This is a genomic window from Acidithiobacillus albertensis (genome assembly GCF_001931655.1).
GTDB lineage: Bacteria > Pseudomonadota > Gammaproteobacteria > Acidithiobacillales > Acidithiobacillaceae > Acidithiobacillus > Acidithiobacillus thiooxidans.
This window is the reverse complement of the sequence record NZ_MOAD01000001.1, coordinates 1,019,937-1,037,521: the sequence shown is the minus strand read 5'-3', so window position 1 is coordinate 1,037,521 and position 17,585 is coordinate 1,019,937. Positions and strand designations below refer to the sequence as shown.

General features: G+C 51.7%; 19 protein-coding genes and 1 tRNA gene. 2 read left to right on the top strand and 18 right to left on the bottom strand.

The features are described from left to right. Window positions 1–229 precede the first annotated feature (229 nt). Window positions 230–314: transfer RNA gene (locus BLW97_RS05410), tRNA-Leu, on the top strand. A 24-nt stretch (window positions 315–338) separates the two neighbouring features. Then, a complete protein-coding gene (locus BLW97_RS05405) occupies window positions 339–1,088 on the top strand; it encodes a hemerythrin domain-containing protein (protein WP_031574996.1) in 750 nt (249 codons plus the stop codon). Between the two features lie 13 nt (window positions 1,089–1,101). Here the strand turns inward: BLW97_RS05405 and pstA are convergent, their stop codons facing one another. From pstA to BLW97_RS05315, 18 genes are all read right to left on the bottom strand, one after another. Next, complete coding sequence (gene pstA / locus BLW97_RS05400) at window positions 1,102–2,013, bottom strand: phosphate ABC transporter permease PstA (RefSeq protein ID WP_075322563.1); 912 nt, start codon at window positions 2,011–2,013, stop codon at window positions 1,102–1,104. Then, on the bottom strand, window positions 2,013–2,969 hold the full coding sequence (gene pstC / locus BLW97_RS05395) for a phosphate ABC transporter permease subunit PstC (protein WP_031574990.1): 957 nt from the start codon (window positions 2,967–2,969) through the stop codon (window positions 2,013–2,015). Before pstC ends, pstA begins: the two co-directional genes overlap by 1 nt. Before the next feature lie 103 nt (window positions 2,970–3,072). After that, entirely contained in the window at window positions 3,073–4,158 is a 1,086-nt protein-coding gene (gene pstS / locus BLW97_RS05390; protein WP_075322562.1) for a phosphate ABC transporter substrate-binding protein PstS, read from the bottom strand. Window positions 4,159–4,365: 207 nt separating this feature from the next. Further along, entirely contained in the window at window positions 4,366–4,737 is a 372-nt protein-coding gene (locus BLW97_RS05385; protein WP_010640087.1) for a DsrE family protein, read from the bottom strand. 78 nt (window positions 4,738–4,815) lie between these two features. After that, the gene (locus BLW97_RS05380; protein WP_075322561.1) at window positions 4,816–5,307 is read right to left on the bottom strand and encodes a SixA phosphatase family protein; all 492 of its coding nucleotides are present in this window, start codon (window positions 5,305–5,307) and stop codon (window positions 4,816–4,818) included. Next, entirely contained in the window at window positions 5,279–5,695 is a 417-nt protein-coding gene (locus BLW97_RS05375; RefSeq protein ID WP_075322560.1) for a hypothetical protein, read from the bottom strand. The genes BLW97_RS05380 and BLW97_RS05375 overlap by 29 nt, the downstream gene beginning before the upstream one ends. Further along, entirely contained in the window at window positions 5,696–7,033 is a 1,338-nt protein-coding gene (der, locus tag BLW97_RS05370; RefSeq protein WP_010640093.1) for a ribosome biogenesis GTPase Der, read from the bottom strand. A 9-nt stretch (window positions 7,034–7,042) separates the two neighbouring features. After that, window positions 7,043–8,227 carry an outer membrane protein assembly factor BamB gene (gene bamB, locus BLW97_RS05365; RefSeq protein ID WP_075322559.1) on the bottom strand — a complete coding sequence of 395 codons (1,185 nt, stop codon included), beginning with the start codon at window positions 8,225–8,227 and terminating at the stop codon, window positions 7,043–7,045. Continuing rightward, window positions 8,227–8,838: a YfgM family protein gene (locus BLW97_RS05360; RefSeq protein ID WP_010640097.1), complete on the bottom strand. Its 612-nt coding sequence runs from the start codon at window positions 8,836–8,838 to the stop codon at window positions 8,227–8,229. Before BLW97_RS05360 ends, bamB begins: the two co-directional genes overlap by 1 nt. Then, complete coding sequence (gene hisS / locus BLW97_RS05355; RefSeq protein ID WP_075322558.1) at window positions 8,835–10,154, bottom strand: histidine--tRNA ligase; 1,320 nt, start codon at window positions 10,152–10,154, stop codon at window positions 8,835–8,837. Before hisS ends, BLW97_RS05360 begins: the two co-directional genes overlap by 4 nt. A 41-nt stretch (window positions 10,155–10,195) precedes the next feature. After that, window positions 10,196–11,296 carry a flavodoxin-dependent (E)-4-hydroxy-3-methylbut-2-enyl-diphosphate synthase gene (gene ispG, locus BLW97_RS05350; RefSeq protein ID WP_024892626.1) on the bottom strand — a complete coding sequence of 367 codons (1,101 nt, stop codon included), beginning with the start codon at window positions 11,294–11,296 and terminating at the stop codon, window positions 10,196–10,198. Then, the gene (locus tag BLW97_RS05345) at window positions 11,286–12,314 is read right to left on the bottom strand and encodes a RodZ domain-containing protein (protein ID WP_077218452.1); all 1,029 of its coding nucleotides are present in this window, start codon (window positions 12,312–12,314) and stop codon (window positions 11,286–11,288) included. Before BLW97_RS05345 ends, ispG begins: the two co-directional genes overlap by 11 nt. A 16-nt stretch (window positions 12,315–12,330) precedes the next feature. Continuing rightward, window positions 12,331–13,200, bottom strand: a complete 870-nt coding sequence (pilW, locus tag BLW97_RS05340; RefSeq protein ID WP_010640106.1) for a type IV pilus biogenesis/stability protein PilW — start codon at window positions 13,198–13,200, stop codon at window positions 12,331–12,333. Further along, complete coding sequence (gene rlmN, locus BLW97_RS05335) at window positions 13,197–14,264, bottom strand: dual-specificity RNA methyltransferase RlmN (protein WP_035211337.1); 1,068 nt, start codon at window positions 14,262–14,264, stop codon at window positions 13,197–13,199. The genes pilW and rlmN overlap by 4 nt, the downstream gene beginning before the upstream one ends. 24 nt (window positions 14,265–14,288) lie before the next feature. Continuing rightward, on the bottom strand, window positions 14,289–14,714 hold the full coding sequence (gene ndk / locus BLW97_RS05330; protein WP_075322557.1) for a nucleoside-diphosphate kinase: 426 nt from the start codon (window positions 14,712–14,714) through the stop codon (window positions 14,289–14,291). A 124-nt stretch (window positions 14,715–14,838) separates the two neighbouring features. After that, entirely contained in the window at window positions 14,839–15,705 is an 867-nt protein-coding gene (locus BLW97_RS05325; RefSeq protein ID WP_075322556.1) for an efflux RND transporter periplasmic adaptor subunit, read from the bottom strand. Continuing rightward, window positions 15,702–15,902, bottom strand: coding sequence for a DUF1656 domain-containing protein (locus BLW97_RS05320; protein WP_075322555.1), 201 nt, complete (start codon window positions 15,900–15,902; stop codon window positions 15,702–15,704). The genes BLW97_RS05325 and BLW97_RS05320 overlap by 4 nt, the downstream gene beginning before the upstream one ends. Beyond that, on the bottom strand, window positions 15,892–17,585 hold a 1,694-nt coding region (locus BLW97_RS05315; RefSeq protein ID WP_077218242.1), incomplete at its 5' end, for an FUSC family protein. The genes BLW97_RS05320 and BLW97_RS05315, both read right to left, overlap by 11 nt.

The window sequence follows — 17,585 nt, the reverse complement described above, 5'->3', positions numbered from 1 at the left end:
CAATTGGCTACCAACTTACTGTTCAAAAATGATGATTCGGGGAAAGATGTCGACAAAAATAACAACTGCGAGGCCCAAAATTGCTGTAAAGCCTTCCCGCAATCTGCGCCTTTTATTCGAATAACTTGATCATCTGGTTTGTGACGGTTGATCTTGTTATGATGCAGGCACTGTTGATCAGACTCTCGCCACGGTAACAGCGTACGATGAAAAGATCAGCCTGTACCTTGCCCAGGTGGCGAAATCGGTAGACGCAAGGGACTTAAAATCCCTCGGTTTATACCGTGCCGGTTCGAGTCCGGCCCTGGGCACCATTTCGTAACATAAGGATGCCCCTCATGTCGATTGAATCCATAAACCCTTCCGCTGTGACCCCTTTGAGTAACATCATTGATGTGCGCGGGATGACTTATACCGAAGCACAACCCGTTGTTTATGCAGCCAGTATTCGACTGTCCGTCGGGCAAAAAATACAGGTGCTTACAGATTCAGATCCTGCCGCCATGATGCGCGCCGTAGCTTTTCAACTGCGTGATGCCATCTCCTGGCACATGGAAAGCGATGGCAAACTATGGCAGGTCGAAGTTCAGCCCCGAGCCGAGGCAGAAGCCAAAGATGTGGTTGACCTGTTGACTTGGGACCATTATCGCCTGGATCACCAGTTTGCCCAGGTTCTTGCTGCAGCCAACGAAAACAGAATTGCCGACGCTGAAAGTATTTTCCAGGATTACTGGATTGGTCTCCGTCGTCACGTTCATCTGGAAAACAATCTGCTGGGTCCGGTTCTTGGGGGGGGCGAAGAGCAGGGACCCTTGGCAGATATGCTTTTTGAACATGACAGTATTATTGTGCAATCGCGCTTGCTCGAAGAAACTTTTGACGAAAAAGACTATGGTATGTTGCCGGCCATCTGCGCCATGCTTTCCGGCTCACTTGCGAAGCATGAAAACCGTGAAGAAACCACTTTGTTTCCCATTTGGCAGACGACAGATAATAGTGATCGTGGCCGTGCCACTGAACATCTTGCCAGAGCAAAAGAGCTTCTATCGGGTTCAGAAGATAGCCAGGTACTGAAGGTTTTTTCCTGAACAACCTGACAGCTTAACGGTATGCTCCCATCCGGCGCTGGGCTCGCACCATATACCAGCGCCCCGCAAGAATGAGCATCAACACTCCGGCGGTAATCAGGAAAGCTGCAGCAAATGCCAACATATGTGATTCTGCAAAGGGCTCGTTGATGAATGTCCAGATGACATAGGTCAAGTAGCCGATTGGCTCATTGGTCAGTTTTCCGGTCCACATATAGTTAGACCAGCCAGCGGTATACAAAAGTGGAGCCGTTTCACCCATGGATAAAGCCACCGCGTAAAAAAGTCCGGTCATAATCGCCGGTGCGGCACCAGGTAGTAATATTTTGAAAACAATCCGCCCCTCCCCTGCCCCTAATCCATATCCTGCTTCGCGAACAGATAAAGGGATGTTGCTCAGCGCCAATTCGGTGGAACGGGCAATATAGGGAAGGAGCATAACGGTCAGGGTGATGATTCCTGCAGCCACTGAAAACTGCCAGCCCAAATAAATGACCATCGTAATATAACCGACGTAACCCAGCACTATGGAGGGTACCCCAACCAGAACGTCTGAGAGAAAGCGCAGCAGCTTGCCCGCATTCCCATGACCATGTTCGCTCAAATAAATGCCTGCAGATATCCCGATGGGCGCAGCTAACAGCAAGCTACCAAGAGACATGATAATGGAACCTTCAATGGCATTTTTCAGACCACCACCAATACCATTGGTAATTTCTGTCAACAATTTGATATTGAGCGCTGGCCAGGCATGTATGAGCACATCAACAATAATGGAAAGAAACATGGCCGCCAAAAAAACAAAGGACCCTGTGACCATGACGGTAGCAAAAACAGTCCTCAGCCTGCGCCATAAGGATACTTTAAATTTCCTGGGTGTACTCATTTTCGGTAATACCTGCTCTTCCAACACATTAATAGCCATCAGCGCACCTTTGCCATCCACAACATCATTCTGGCAGCTATATTGACAACCACCGTAATCAGCAATAACACCAGGGCTATTTCAGATAATGCTTCAACAGCCATATTGGTTGGGTCTTGCAGTGCACTATCCAGCTGCGAGGCAATAAATGCCGCCATAGTCGAAATGGGCGCATAAATATTATTGGGTAAGTAGTTCAGGGCGTTACCACTGACCATCAATACCGCCATGGTTTCACCCAAAGCCCGCCCTAATGCCAAAATTCCTACGCCGATCAAAACGGTTCTTAGCTTGGGCAAAACAATATGCCAAAAAACTTCAAGGCGATTCAAGCCAAGACTCAAACCAGCCTCTTTCAAGGCAGGTTCCGTCATCAGTATAGATTCACGCAACGTCGCCGAAATCAGGGGGATGATCATGACTGCCAAGACAAAAGCAGAGGTCAATAGCCCATAACCGCTTCCCGCTTCGCCATTCAGGAAAGGAATAAAAGAAAAAGTCTTTGCCAAAAAAGGAAAAATGCTGTGACCAAACAGCGGCACCAGCAAAGCATATCCCCATAAACCATATACTACACTGGGAATAGCAGCGAGCAGATCAACAAATAGGGATAAAGGTCCTGCCCAGGTTTTGCGAATGCCTTCACTGAGAAAATAGGCTGCACCAACAGCGATAGGCATAGCAATAAGCATCGCCAGTACCGAACTGGCAATCGTCCCAACGACCAGAAACCAGATGCCATACTTGGCACCAGGCATGATTTGGTGCCCATTTACTGAAACTGGGTTACCATAAAGATTGCCAAGGTTCCAATCATTCGTCCATAAAAAATGAAATTGATTATACTGAATCGCTGGCCATGAATACACGGCCAAAAAAATTATCAGAAGGAGTAATGAAATCGGCAAAAAACTTGCGGTAGCCACTAATGCCGTTCTGAATACAGGAATTTTCATTACAATGATTCCACTTCCAAAAGTAAGTAAAGTTATCTAAACAGTAATAAATGCGTATTAAAAAATTACGGTGCCGGGTTATTACCCCGGCACCGTTCAGATCTTAGTGAATTTCTGCGATCTGTTTACGTGACAGCTCAGCTGCGCTGTCGGGTAGCGGTACGAAGTTTACCGCAGTGATAAAGTGTGGTGCATTACCGCCCTTAGGATCAATGGCCCAGTTCAGGAATTTCTTCATGGCTGCAGCCACTTCCGGCTTGGCCTGGGTCTTGCTGACGATGGCATACTCATAATTGATGATGGGGTAGGACTTGGCACCAGGAGCGAATACCAGACTGATCCGTTCATCAGCAGGGGTCTTGCTGACCATTTCACCAGCTGCAGCCTTGGCATTTTCCACTGTAGGCAATACGAAATTGCCTGCGCGGTTTTGCAGCATGGCCAGGCCCAATTTGGCTTCTTCAACTGGTTTCTTCCAGCTGATACCGATGTATGCCACACCATAAGGCGTTGTCTTCAGAGCCTGGACCATGCCGGGGTTGCCTTCGGCACCGATGCCACCCGGAACGGCCGGCCAACTTACCGTCGTACTGTAGCCAACGCTTTTGCTCCATGCTGGAGTGGTATCAGCCAGGTAGGTGGTAAAAATAAAAGTGTCGCCAGAACCATCGGTGCGGTGGATAGGGACAATCTTGTGGTTGGGCAGTTTCACACCAGGATTCAGCTTGGCAATGGCCACATCGTCCCAATTGGTGATTTTGCCGGAATAAATACCGGCAAGTACAGGACCGGAAAGCTTCAGATGCTTATTGTTCAGACCCGGCAGATTATAATTGACCATCTGAATGGAGATGGCCAAAGGAATGTTGAGGATGTTCTGATGCATTTTGATCTGGGCATCACTCATATATGCGTCGGAGGCGCCAATCTGGGCGACGCCGGAAATGGCTTCGGCAATACCCGTACCACTTCCTGTACCCTGGGTGGTTATCTGCACGCCGGGATTCATTTTGGTGTACACAGGTACCCACAAATTGAAAAGTGGATACAACAGGGTGGAACCGGTTTCCAACAAAGAAATCGTGGCAGCATTGGCAGGCATAGCATACATGCCGACAAGACCCAATGCAGAAACCATGACGGCACCCTTTACACTGCGAGAAAGCTCTTTCTTCAAACGATACAGCATAAGACCTCCAAAGATGGCGAATACGTTGATTTACGGCTTATTCCCAAACACACACCGTACGTCATCAATGCTTGCGAGCAGTCCTGACGCGACGTAATTAGCAATCTAGCACAGTTATATGACAGTATGATGACAAAACTTCTGTTACAAACAGAGCCCGACCAAAAGGACGGGCTCTTCAAGACAATGAAGGTTTTTAAGCGCCGATTACCAGGTCAGAATCCGACCTGCAGCGGCCAATGAAGGCAGCGCAGCACTGGGATTCATCATGGGAATGGGTTTGGCCAGGTCATCTTTGGTCATGCCATTCAATTCCAGAGACTGCAGGCAACCAATAATCTGAACTTCATTATCTTCGGCAAGCTTCATGAAGTCGGCGACACTTTTGCCACCTTCCATCGGAAATATACTTTCGGCCTTACCTTTGGCAAGCAACTCCGTGGCCGGTCCGGTGAAATACATGACGACTTTCTGCTCGGCGGCGGCAGCAGTGGCTGCCAGGAAAAAAGCGGAAGGAAGACGCTTGGGATTTTCAGCGCCAGTGATAAGAATGATAACAAGATCCGCTGCTTCGGACATTTAACACCTCCTGATTGAACGTGTGAAGTGACTTATCAATTATACACCAATTTGCGGTGCTGACTAAAACGGTTGTGCTTAGGCTTTGTTCTCAGTCGCAACGGCGCGCAGCATTTCCGGCAAAGCATACCACTGAAGTTCACCTTCCATTTGATCAACAGTTTTCAGATGAATACCAATTACGCTGGCTTTTTTGACGGGGACACTGACCCGGGTTAGCCGCGTCGTCCAAATTCCGAGATGGGGTTGATGACCCACCACAATCAGCGTTTCGGGCTGTTTGCTCAGGTTCTGCCAATCCCGACTGAGCGTGTTCAGATCGCCAGCCGGAATCGCTTCATGATAGCTATTCACTTCAATACCAAAAGCTTGGGAAATATAAGCGGCAGTTTCGCGGGTACGAAGCAAGGGGCTACTCCACAATAGAACTGAACCCTGAATACAATGACGCAAGCCCCGGGCGACAGCCGCTGCGGTTTCATGTCCATAGCAGGTAAGTTGCCGCGCAAAATCCGAACCGGAAACCGCTTCGTCTTCTGCCTCAGCGTGGCGTACGAGTAAAAGGTTCACGCTTTTGCACCTCCTGACCAAACCAGATGACGGTGATTGCACGGGGTAACACGCGGGCAAGAATCGTGATTACGGCAATGCCAATCAGAGCAGTCATCCATTCGTCCACCCGGGTTTTAGTATCGGGACCCGAACCAATGAAAATCTCCAGCCCGGATAAAACAGCCCCCACAAAAATAGTCACCGGACGCCAGCCATAAGGACCAAGCACCGGATAAAAGCGCGCCAGGGCACCCAGAGTTACGGTGGCCCAGAGTGCATACTCCCCGGCACGAATCCACAAACCCTCGGGATTGACCGGCAGCATCGCCCCACTCCATAAAATACCGAGATAAATAAGGAGCGCGATAATGGCCCAACGCCACCATCCAGAAAGACTGCCTTTCATCTAATGTTTGCCTCTTTGTGGATCATAGGGGTTTTCACCCTGGCGAAATAACAGACGTAAGGGAATGGAATCCAGGCGTAAGGCTTTCCGGAAGGCGCTTTCCAGATAACGCTTGTAGCTACCTGGCAAGCGCGTTAATTGATTCCCGTGAAATACCAGGGTAACCGGATTTTCACCACCCTGATGACAATAACGTAACTTGATTCGGCGTCCACCAACCATGGGTGGCTGATGGGTTTCAATAATCTCGCCCAAAGCCCTATTCAGCTCTCCTGTTGAAAAATGTTTGCGGGAATCCTGCCAAAGGCGATCAATACTTTTGTACAAATCGCCAACACCGGTACCATGCAAGGCGGAAATGGTGTAGACCGGCGCATACTGAATAAAACTCAGGCGGCGCTCGAGCTCCTGCTTGACCGCCTTACGCTCGTGAGGACTCATCCCGTCCCATTTATTGATCACGACGACAATCGGGCGTCCCAACTCTACAGCGACCCCCACCAGATGAGAATCCTGTTCAGCAATACCGACCCTGGCATCGAGCACCAGCAACACGACATCGGCTTCCCGCAATGCACCCAATGTTTTCAAAACACTGAGCTTTTCCAGGCCTTCGCCGACTCGGGCACGCCGCCGCATTCCGGCCGTATCAATCATGACATAGGGCTTGCCATCCCGTTCATAAGGAATGCGGATGCTGTCCCGGGTAGTCCCCGGCTCATCAAATACCAACACTCTTTTTTCACCAAGCATGGCGTTTACCAGTGTCGATTTTCCTACATTGGGACGGCCGAGCATGGCTATGCGGGGGCCTTTTCCGGCATCCTGCTGCGCAATTTCCTCACTGGGCAGATCCGAGAAAACGGCTTCCAGCAGGGTTTCAACCCCATGTCCATGGGCGGCCGAAATGGTATAGGGCATTCCCAGACCCAGGCGATGGAATTCCGGGAGTTCGCTGACGGCTCCTTTGGCATCCATCTTGTTCACAACCAGATAAATCGGTTTGCCACCACGGCGCAATTCCATGGCGATTTCTTCATCCTGGGCAGACAAGCCTTCTTTGGCATCGACCAGAAAACAGATGGCATCGGCTTCCTGAATAGCCAGTCTGGTCTGAATGGCCATGGCTGCAACCAGGCCCTCGCGTTCTTCAGGTTCAAAGCCACCGGTATCAATGACCAGATACTGACGCCCTTCAAACTGCGCGGTTCCATAGTGACGATCACGCGTCAGCCCGGGGAAATCGGCAACCAGAGCCTCACGCGTACGGGTTAGGCGATTAAAAAAAGTGGATTTACCGACATTGGGTCGCCCCACCAGGGCAATAACTGCAGTCATGATACAGCCTTAGCGCTTTTCGAGCTTGATCCGATACAAAGTGCCCGCATCACTGAGAGCAAGAATCTGGTTATTATCCAGACATACAGGACTACTTTGAATTCCACTGGAGGAAAGGCGTGTCTGACCAATCCGATGCCCGGATTCGGGATTGAAGGCGTAGAGATAGCCACCATTATCGGTTGCCAGCAAATCATTTCCACAACTACTCAGACCGGTCATGGCATGGCCTTTGAGTTTATCGTTTTTCCACAGGATGCTGCCGGAACCAGGATCTATTTCAGAAATTACTCCATCTGAATCGGCCACATACAAATGTCCCTTGAACCAGACTGGAGTTAAATACACCGACATGGGGACACTCCAGTTCTGGGTGCCTCCCTGCTGTGTATAGGCAGCCAGATTACCCTGATAGGCTGCCGCAAAAACCTGATCATCAGCAACTATCGGACGCGCTGCCACATCCACCATCCGCGCCAGCTCGTTGCTGCCATGGGCAATAGCTACACGGGCATGCCACAACTCAGCACCCGTGGAAAGACTTAATGCTGTCAAGGTTCCATCAGCAAAACCGGCATAAACCACACCATCATGCACAGTCGGGGTAGAAACTGCGCGCAAGATGAGGGAGGGCTGGTTCATGGAGAAGGTCCACTGAATTTTGCCATCCTTGGGGTTTAGCGACCAAAGATGGCCATTTACGGTTTGCATCAGTAGGTGATCGTCGGCATAGACTACCGGTGTCAACACTTCGGAGCTGAGTTGTACCGACCAGAGTTTATGACCATTTTTAGAATCAAACGCAAATACCTTGCCGGCATTGGTTCCCGCATAGACGACGCCATGGGCGATGGTGGCACCGCGCGCACTTTTGCCATCCAGACTGCGCATCCATTGCTGACTGCCCGATTCATTCATGCTGACCAGATGCCCGGAAGCATTAGCCACCACAATCTGATGCGCAGAGTGGGCAATTTCTGTTCCCTGGTAGGGGTTGATAGGCCATAGTCCATAAAGCCGGGCCTGCCATTGCGTCGAAAAAGAAACTTTATTATGACCTTTACTGATGGGTGGAGGCGTTTTGGGACTGGGTGAGGATTTAAACCAGGACATGATGCCGCAGCCATTCAGCAGGGCAGCAACTATTCCCAGAACGGCTAAACGCCATATGCTTTTGAAAAAATCATTCCGCATCACGGCGCAACTCCAATATTGGCGATTTTCATTTGCAGATAAGTACGATAAGGGTCAGCCGCCGGCAAGGCGGACATGGCCGAATGGTAGGCCTGTTCTGCCTGACTGATCTGATTCAGAGAGGCATAGGCGTCCCCTTTGATTTCATCAGCTAAGGTAACATAGGCAGGCTGTGGATTTTGCAGGATATCCAGGGCCTTATGTGCCTGATGCTGATCCACATACAGGCGTGCCAGATTCAAGCGAGCAAGGCTGCGCATGCCACGGGGTGCGCTGGTATTCTTTATCACGCTCATGAGCGTTTTTTCTGCGGCAGGAACTTGTTTGCCCTCCATATCCATGCGTGCCAGAAAAAAATGCGCCATGGTTGCATAAGGAGTATGGGCGTACTGATGAATCAGCGTATCCGCACTGGCACGGGCCGTACTGGTCTGCCCCTGAACCATGGTATCTACCAGCTCACTATACAATACTGCCGCTTTTTCGGTTTGATGGCGTTGATATTTTTCGTAGCCAAAAAACCCCATGGCGGCAAAAAGAATCACGAGAATACCCACAATCAGGGTAATACGATGGCGGGAGAGCAATGCGGAAAGTTCTTGACCGGTCACTTTGATCTTCTGGCAGTGGCAAAATTTTGCCCAGTATGGGGTGCATGCTTGGGGAAATCAACGCCGAGGCTTTGCAGACCAGTGATCACTGCCTCCAGACTGCCTTCCCAACGCCCTTCCCCGCACTGTTCCTTGATGATTACTGGTTTTCCTTGCAATTGTCCCAACCCGATGACCAGCTGGAACAGCGCCCGGGAACGTTCTGCCTGCTTCAGCAGAGCTTTGAAACCCGCAGGGCCGCCAGTGACCACACTGATACCCAGATCACGGAGAGCTTCAGCGAGTTGCCAGGAACGAGCGAGACTATCGTCCTCCATGGCCCCGATAAAAAGTACAGGTTTGTCGGCGCAGGCCTGGTTTCCCTGAATTTCCTGCAAGGCGAGTAAGCGTTCCAACCCTACAGCGAAACCAATGGCGGGAGTATCCTGACCACCCAGCTGGGCAACCAGTCCATCATAACGACCACCGGCCAGCACGGTTCCCTGCGCACCCAAGGCATCCGTAACCCATTCAAAAACCGTCCGGTTATAGTAATCCAGCCCGCGTACCAGGCTGTGATTCAATTGATAGGAAATATCAAGAGCGGTCAGCAGTTTTTGCAGACTGGCAAAATGCAGGGCCGATTCGGTATCGAGATGATCCACCAGATGTGGTGCGCTGCTGGCAATCTGCTGACAGCCAGGCACTTTACAATCCAGAATCCGTAATGGATTGAGCTCCATACGGGTCTGACAATCAGCACATAAGGCTTCCTGTTGCGGTCGCAAATACTCCAGAAGTCGCTCACGGTAAGCTGCCCGAGCCTCTGGACTGCCCAATGAGTTGATTTGCAAAGAGGCCTGCACCCCGGCCTGCTTCAGAATACGCGCAGACAGGGCGATGATTTCGGCATCTGTACCGGCTCCGGCCTGACCGAAAACCTCAACGCCCAGTTGGTGAAATTGCCGATAGCGGCCTTTCTGGGGACGTTCATGGCGAAACATGGGGCCCATGTAATAATAACGCGGAGTCTGCCCGCGCATGGTCTGATTCTGGATCGCGGCTCGTACACAACCAGCAGTCCCTTCCGGACGCAGAGTAAGACTGTCGCCATTACGATCGGCAAAGGTGTACATTTCTTTCTGGACAATGTCGGTGACGTCACCAATGGCACGGGCGAAAAGTTCTGTCGATTCCAGCAACGGGAGACGGACTTCGCCGTAATCATACAACTTGAGCAAGCCCCGCAAATCCGTTTCCAGAGCCTGCCAGGCTGCTGCTTCTGCGGGGAAAATATCGTTCATTCCCCGCACCGCCTGTAATCCCTTAACAGCCATACGAATAACTCACTTTCCCCAAACGAACCATTACCAGGCGCTCAGGCATCATTACGGGCTGCCTGACGCTCCGCAATTTCGGCACGAATCCGTTTTTCCAGCACATCAACTATATTCACGTTTTCTACCCGGTCTACCTGCTTGCCGCGATAATAGAGAATGCTACGCTTGTCTCCGCCCGCCAGACCAATGTCCGCTTCCTTGGCTTCGCCAATACCATTGACCACGCAGCCAATCACCGACACATCCATGGGCTCAAGAATATCTTCAAGCCGCGCCTCGAGGGCATTGATGGTGTTGATGACATCAAACTCCTGACGGGAGCAGGAAGGACAGGCAATCAGGTTAATACCCTTCTGGCGCAGGTGCAGGCTCTTGAGAATATCAAAGCCAACCCGGATTTCTTCGACGGGATCAGCGGCCAGGGAAATACGGATGGTATCGCCAATACCATCACGCAGCAGCAGACCCAGACCAATGGCGGATTTTACCGTACCCGAACGCAGACCACCCGCCTCGGTAATGCCCAGATGCAGGGGATAATCCACTTTTTCTGAAAGCAGTCGGTATGCCCCTACTGCGAGAAAAACGTCGGAAGCTTTCACGCTGATTTTAACATCGTGGAAATTCAGCTCATCGAGAATACTCACATGCCGCAAGGCAGACTCTACCAAGGCTTCAGGCGTGGGTTCGCCATATTTTTCCTGAATATCTTTTTCCAGGGAACCGGCATTCACACCGATACGAATGGGAATGCCTTTATCCTTGGCCATTTCCACGACCAGACGGGTTTTGTCCAGTGAACCGATATTACCGGGATTGATACGCAGACCATCAACACCATCGGCCATGACCTGCAGAGCAATGCGATGATCAAAATGAATATCGGCGACCAGAGGTGTTTCCACTTGCGCACGGATGGCCTTGAAAGCCTCAGCAGCATCCATACTGGGTACAGAAACCCGAACAATGTCTGCTCCCACCGCTTCCAGACGGCGAATTTGCGCCACAGTGGCTGCTACGTCCCGGGTTTCGGTATTGGTCATGCTTTGTACGCTGATCGGCGCATCTCCACCGATGGCGACTTTTCCAACGTGAATTTGCCGGGTTTTACGACGCTGAATAGGAGATTCATGGTGCATGGGATGCCTCGCTAGTAACAGATGCGCTTACGGAAAGCGCTGCGGAAGTGATTGGGGCAACAACGTCGGGTTGTGCACTATGGTTTAGCACAGCATGGTTCCGGTTAACAGGACTGTGAATATCTGCCGAACTCTGTGCTGACGCTGTAATCGCTGGAACAGCAGCAGATTGCGTGCTTGCGGTGGGGGGGGTTCCCAGTTGCAGACGGGCTACACCCATGGCGTTCGCAGGAAGCGCAATAGCTTTACCCTGATAATGAATGGTCACGCCCTGGGCATTGCCAACCAGAACCTGATAAGGCGGTTTTCCTGAGTTCACTTTGAGCAGATCACCCGGACGACCGAGGACCGCCAACAAGGTTTTACCGGCAGCGTCCCTGACCTGTACCCAGCAGTTGGCATGAAACTGGAAAGCGATTCCCGCAGTCGTATTGCTGGTCACTGTAGAGCTGGTCGCAGCCGATTGCGCGGTGGCTGTCACTGGACTGGAGCTGCCTACAGCCTGACTGCGAGTGACTACGACCACACTTTGCACAGAAGCAGTGGGCGCCGTATTGGAAATTGCCGGCTCAGCCAGGGTCGCCGGCATGGAGGAAACACTGTGGCTGTTATTTTCAGGTAGTACGGTCGAAGCGTTCTCGCTCCGCCCCCAGAACCACCAGACAGCCACTATAACGGCAATCAATATCAAGAAAGAAATCAGCAGGGTGCGTTTACTGTAATCCAGCAGGGGGCTCTCGCCATCAGGAAGCAATTGGCGCGTCGGAGAAATTCCCGACCCCGCGTTGGCGGCGTCATAATTGCGCAGCAACGGTTCCGGATCCAGATCCAGAATGCGTGCATAATTCTTGAGGAATCCACGCGCAAAAGTGGCGCCGGGAAGCGCGGCATAATTCCCTTCTTCGAGCCCTTGAACCTGAATTTCAGTAATATGTAAGCGTTCCGCTACCTGCTTTAGAGTCCAGCCACGTGCTTCACGGGCATTTCGCAAATCCGGATTGCTGAGGCTTTCATCCATGGAGTCCATCTCTTGATCAACCATGTTGCAGCAACAATTGCTGCGCTTTTTTTCCCGCATCGGAATATGGTGCGGCATTGACGCAGCGCTGCCACAGAGCCGCAGCCTGTTCCGGGCGTCCTTGCCGGGCGGCAATCTGTCCGGCCAACAGTAACGCACTGGCGTTATCTGGTTCCTGAGCAAGTACCACCTGCAAATGTCCATAGGCGGCTTGCACATTACCTTCTTTAAAGTCCATTTCGGCCAGTATTTGCAAGGCAGGTGGATAGTTGGGAAGAAGATAGAGCGCACGATTCAGCGCATTGCGCGCGGCAACCGGATCTTTGAGGCCCGCATAGGCCTGGGCCAGATTGGTCCAGGCAAATTGTGGCGTGCTGTATAAAGGATCGGCGGTAGCTTGCTTGAGTTGCACAATCGCTTGCTGGTAGTCACCCGTATTCACCAAAAACGCACCATAATTATTGCGGTATTCCGGATTTTTGGCGTCCAGTGACAGGGCCTGTTCAAAAGCCTGGCGTGCCAGAGTTTTCTGTCCTAGCTGCTCATAGGCCAGACCCATCACATTGTAGGCATCTGCATAGCTGTCATCCGCCTGATTGGCCATTTGCAGTTCGCGAATGGCTTGCCGGGGGTGTCCATCCTGCAAATAAGCCGTGCCCAGTGAAGTATAAATACCCGCTTTGGCTTTACCATCATCGGCAGGAGCCTGAAGACCCTGGTCAGTAGCACGGGTTTTGTGTTCATGAGCAATAAAGGCGGCCATTTGTTGATCCGAAGTCATGGGCGAACTTTTACTGCCAAATAGCCCACAACCACTCAATGCCGACACGACAAGCAAGCCAGGAATCCAGATTACTTTATGGAAGCGCATTCCATCTGTTTTCATGCCTGAACCCTCAAAGGAATGCTGCGTCGACCATCGCGCACCTGTCCCGCAAGCTGTCCACAGGCAGCGGCGATGTCATCGCCACGCGGGCGACGGGTGACGGTCATCACATCGCCGCGCAGAATAATATCCCGAAAGGCATCAATGCGTTTTTGCGGTGAACGCTGGTAATCAGAACCCGGAAAGCTGTTAAACGGTATGAGGTTCACCATGGCTGGAATACCCGATAATATGCGCAACAGAGCCCGGGCATCGGCATCGCTATCATTGACGCCATCCAGCATGACATATTCAAAAGTAATGCGGCGACGCGGGAGCAGCGGATAGCGACGACAGGCATCGAGCAATTCAGCCAGAGGGTAATGACGATTGACCGGCACCAAAACGTCACGGACTTCGTCCCGGCTGGCATGTAAACTGATTGCCAGATTGACCGGACTTTCCGCACCCAGTCGATCAAGACCCGGAACCACACCAGCGGTGCTGACTGTGATGCGCTTGGGCCCAAAACCATAGGCAAAATCGTCGCGCAACAAATCCAGGGCCGGCAAGACCTGGCGTAAATTCAGCAGCGGTTCGCCCATACCCATAAAGACAATATTGGTAATGGCATCCAAGCCCTGTATTTGCCGGGCCGTTCTGATCTGGGCAATAATTTCATGGGTATCGAGGTTACGGTTGAGCCCCTGAGCGCCCGTCGCACAGAAGCTGCAAGCCAGCGAACAGCCTACCTGCGAGGAGACACAGAGAGTTCCCCGATCTTCCTCGGGAATAAAAACCGTTTCAATCGCATTGCCGTCGGGCAAACCCAACAACCACTTTCGGGTACCGTCAGCAGCCAGTTGATCAGCGAGAATTTCCGGCTCCGCATATTGGGTTTCTTCGCTCAGCCGCGCACGTAACGCCTTGCTGATGTTGCTCATTTCCGCAAAGTCTGTGATCTGCCGGCCATGAATCCATTGCAGAATTTGCTTGGCCCGAAAAGGCGATTCCCCCCAACCGGCCAACAGGAACTCCAGGGACTGGCGATCCAGCCCCAGAAGCTGCGGCTTTTGAGCCGGCATCACAGCACAAGCCTCGGCACTCATTTAGCGCGAAAAAATCTCCCGTTGACTAAAGAAATAGCTGATTTCCCAGGCAGCTGTTTCGGCACTGTCCGAACCGTGGACGGCGTTAGCATCAATACTGTCAGCGAAATCCGCACGAATGGTTCCAGATGCAGCATCTTTGGGATTGGTCGCACCCATGAGATCACGGTTTTTCAGGATCGCGCCCTCGCCTTCCAGAACGCTGACCAGCACCGGGCCGCTGCTCATGAAAGCACAAAGTTCACCGTAAAAGGGACGGGCCTTGTGAACAGCATAAAAACCACCCGCATCTTCCTGACTGAGATGCAACATTTTACTGGCTACCACCCGCAGACCCGCTGCTTCAAAACGGCCCAGAATGGCACCTACTGCATTTTTCTGGACGGCATCGGGTTTAATAATGGACAAAGTGCGCTCAACAGCCATAAGTTCCTCAATAGGGATAGATTAAAAGTCGCCATAGGCTAGCATTACACCGGTTTACTGGCAATCGATAGTCCTGTTCCAGATGTGCTTACCCATGACGTTCAGTTCCCGTAAAAACCTGGCGTCATGAGTGCTTTCGTTCAATGACTACGGAACAAAGCATCCCGGCAGTCAGCGGGAAATCCTTGGGTTTTCTTAAAATCCTGATATGCACGGGAATGCGGGCAGGTAGACGCACCCAATTGAAGCTTGCCCGGACATTTGCCACGAGACGTGCTCCGGTGTGGCTTTCGCGATCAGTAATAGCTGGTGCGATACTCTCCACCAACCCCGGAAAAGTATGTGCAGATCCCAGCAGGCGCAGATGCGCATGATCTCCTACATGCACACCCTGTAGCCGGGTTTGTTCAAAGTAACCGTCAATCCAGTAGCTGCCCGTCTCCACCAAGGCCAGAAGCGGCTTACCGGTTGCTGCGTAATCCCCTACGCGCAGACGCAGATGGGAAATAATACCCGCCACCGGAGCCCGCACCTCGGTATGGGCAAGATCATATTGCGCCAGATGGACGCGCGCACTTGCAGCGTCAGCCTGCGCCCGGGCTACGCGCACTTGCAGCAGGGCATCAGAGCGAGCCTCAGCCGAAACAACGTCGTCAGGCAAATGCGCCCGACGTGCCGACTGCTCCTGCCGCAACGCCAATTGCGCATTGGCATCCGCCAGTGCGGCCCGCGCATTGGCGAGAGCCAGACGATAGCGCTGTGGATCAATGCGGAAAAGTACCGTTCCGGCTGCTACTTTCTGATTATCCTTGACATAAAGATCAATCACTCGACCTCCGACGTCGGCGTTGATTTGGGCAATTTGTGCCTGTACCACCGCATCTCTTGTCCAGGGCTGATCCATATAGGCCTGCCATAGTCGCCAACCCAGCCAGGCAGCAAGGAGCACGACCAGAATGGTAACCAAAACCCGCAATATGCGTGCAATCATTTATAAACCTCAAGGCCCAACAGTGCAAAAACACACACGAACAGGGCCAGACGAAACAGTGCCGGATGCCATATCCAGCGATCCATATCCCATCTACCGGTCCATTTGTCCACGATCAGATACAGAATGACGCTCAGCCCAAAAATAGGCAAAAGCGTTGGCAGCACAGCACCAAAGAGGACTATTTCAACAGGCATGCTCAGCCTCGTTTGCTACCGAGAAGCGTCGTGATACGCTGGCAATGACATGAACATAAACACGAAACAGGGCATCAGGCGGCAAAATAGGGTGTAAGGCCGTATCGACGGTTTCTACTGGCAAATTGGCCGCAGCGTCCATGACCGCGCATAGACGGTTTTCATAATTTGCCGACATGGGTACCTCATATTTTTTGGGAAACGCTTCAAGTAAGGGAGTAACATATTGCGCTTCGTAGCGCGACAAAGGTTGCTCACCTGCCATTTCTGCCTGTGCATGCAGCAAAATACGCAGCTGCAGGATGCCTTCGGCGAGCTCATTAAGACGCATTACCTCGCGCAGAATTTTCAGGTCACTGGCCTGCTGAGGTGACAAATCTGCGGCCAATAAACGCAAATATTCACGACTTTCCGCTTCAAACTGGTTACGTAAGTTGGGTAATGGAGCCTGCGCCGCAACCCGGACAAGTTGGCGAAAGCGTTGCAGAAGTCGCCGTCGCTCCCAGTTATTACCCACTGGAAAAATGAGATAAAAAGCAATTCCCACTATAAATACTGCCAGCAATTGTGCGGTCCCATTATTCAGCAATGCGCTATAAGATATTTCCTGCCCATCTCCCGGAATGGCAAACAGGGGGAAAAATATACCAAAACCAGCCGCAGTGCCTGACCACCGGGTACGCGTCAACAACCAAGGAGGGATTAACAAAAACGGCAACAGTGCAAGAGCCAGCATGGGAAAACCCGATATTCGCGGTAAAAACTCCAGACTGAACAGGAGAGCCGAGAGGAAGGCAGTGAGTACACCAAACCCCATCTGCCGCACCGAAGCCAGCGGATTGGGAAAGGTGGAAAATAACGCGCTGAGGACTACGGCAATAATGACGGCTTCGGGACCAGAAGGCCACGCCGTGTTTAACCAGAAAAGCGAAACCACCGCAACAACAACCATGCTGCGCAAGGCCGCGCTCAAGGGCTGGGCTATTTCTGTAGGCGGACGGTCAAAAGAGGCGTGCCAATGTTTCTCTTGTACTCTGGCAATTGCCAGCGGTAAGGGGGGAGCCGCCTTGATTGCCTCGGGACAAAGCAATTGCCCATAACTGACCATATAGCGCCGGAGTTCAGCCAGAAAGCGGATGAGTAACAGTATCAGGCTATCGAGAGCCAGTCGTTGATCAGCATTCAGGTCATCCAGCAAAGAGATCCGTAATTCATCTAATTGCTGCACGGTCCTGTTTTGCAGACTCTGCAACTGATTTTCTGCGGTAATTATTTCGCCATTCTGGATTTGTTGTTGTATCTCCTGAAAATCCAGACATATCGAATCGATCAAATTTTCAGTTTTGATACGCACCGGTGCGAGCGTATCACGTTGCAATCTGCGAATATGACTATTCAGTAAATGCAGCGAACCCGAAGCAAACATCATGTCGGCAATCATCTGCCGAACGCGCATATTTTTACGGCGTCCGCGACTACTTTCAAAAAACGCCCCGGAACGATAACTATCCAGCTGCAAAATCTCCTGAATCGCTTCAAGATGCAGGGCAATCCAGTCAGCCCTCGGCACCCCTCCCTGCAGTACGCGCAAGGTATTGCGCAAAAAATGCTGCAGGCGCGTTTGTGCCGTATGCTGCAGCAGATCTTCCAGCGGTTGCGGAAATACAATGGCACTCATGACCG

Excerpts from the sequence above, each read along its gene's own strand:
- BLW97_RS05405 (WP_031574996.1), top strand. The coding sequence starts at position 339 with ATGTCGATTGAATCCATAAACCCTTCCGCTGTGACCCCTTTGAGTAAC.
- pstA (WP_075322563.1), bottom strand. The coding sequence starts at position 2,013 with ATGGCTATTAATGTGTTGGAAGAGCAGGTATTACCGAAAATGAGTACA.
- pstC (WP_031574990.1), bottom strand. The coding sequence starts at position 2,969 with ATGAAAATTCCTGTATTCAGAACGGCATTAGTGGCTACCGCAAGTTTT.
- pstS (WP_075322562.1), bottom strand. The coding sequence starts at position 4,158 with ATGCTGTATCGTTTGAAGAAAGAGCTTTCTCGCAGTGTAAAGGGTGCC.
- BLW97_RS05385 (WP_010640087.1), bottom strand. The coding sequence starts at position 4,737 with ATGTCCGAAGCAGCGGATCTTGTTATCATTCTTATCACTGGCGCTGAA.
- BLW97_RS05375 (WP_075322560.1), bottom strand. The coding sequence starts at position 5,695 with ATGAAAGGCAGTCTTTCTGGATGGTGGCGTTGGGCCATTATCGCGCTC.
- der (WP_010640093.1), bottom strand. The coding sequence starts at position 7,033 with ATGACTGCAGTTATTGCCCTGGTGGGGCGACCCAATGTCGGTAAATCC.
- bamB (WP_075322559.1), bottom strand. The coding sequence starts at position 8,227 with ATGCGGAATGATTTTTTCAAAAGCATATGGCGTTTAGCCGTTCTGGGA.
- hisS (WP_075322558.1), bottom strand. The coding sequence starts at position 10,154 with ATGGCTGTTAAGGGATTACAGGCGGTGCGGGGAATGAACGATATTTTC.
- ispG (WP_024892626.1), bottom strand. The coding sequence starts at position 11,296 with ATGCACCATGAATCTCCTATTCAGCGTCGTAAAACCCGGCAAATTCAC.
- BLW97_RS05345 (WP_077218452.1), bottom strand. The coding sequence starts at position 12,314 with ATGGATGAAAGCCTCAGCAATCCGGATTTGCGAAATGCCCGTGAAGCA.
- pilW (WP_010640106.1), bottom strand. The coding sequence starts at position 13,200 with ATGAAAACAGATGGAATGCGCTTCCATAAAGTAATCTGGATTCCTGGC.
- rlmN (WP_035211337.1), bottom strand. The coding sequence starts at position 14,264 with ATGCCGGCTCAAAAGCCGCAGCTTCTGGGGCTGGATCGCCAGTCCCTG.
- ndk (WP_075322557.1), bottom strand. The coding sequence starts at position 14,714 with ATGGCTGTTGAGCGCACTTTGTCCATTATTAAACCCGATGCCGTCCAG.
- BLW97_RS05325 (WP_075322556.1), bottom strand. The coding sequence starts at position 15,705 with ATGATTGCACGCATATTGCGGGTTTTGGTTACCATTCTGGTCGTGCTC.
- BLW97_RS05320 (WP_075322555.1), bottom strand. The coding sequence starts at position 15,902 with ATGCCTGTTGAAATAGTCCTCTTTGGTGCTGTGCTGCCAACGCTTTTG.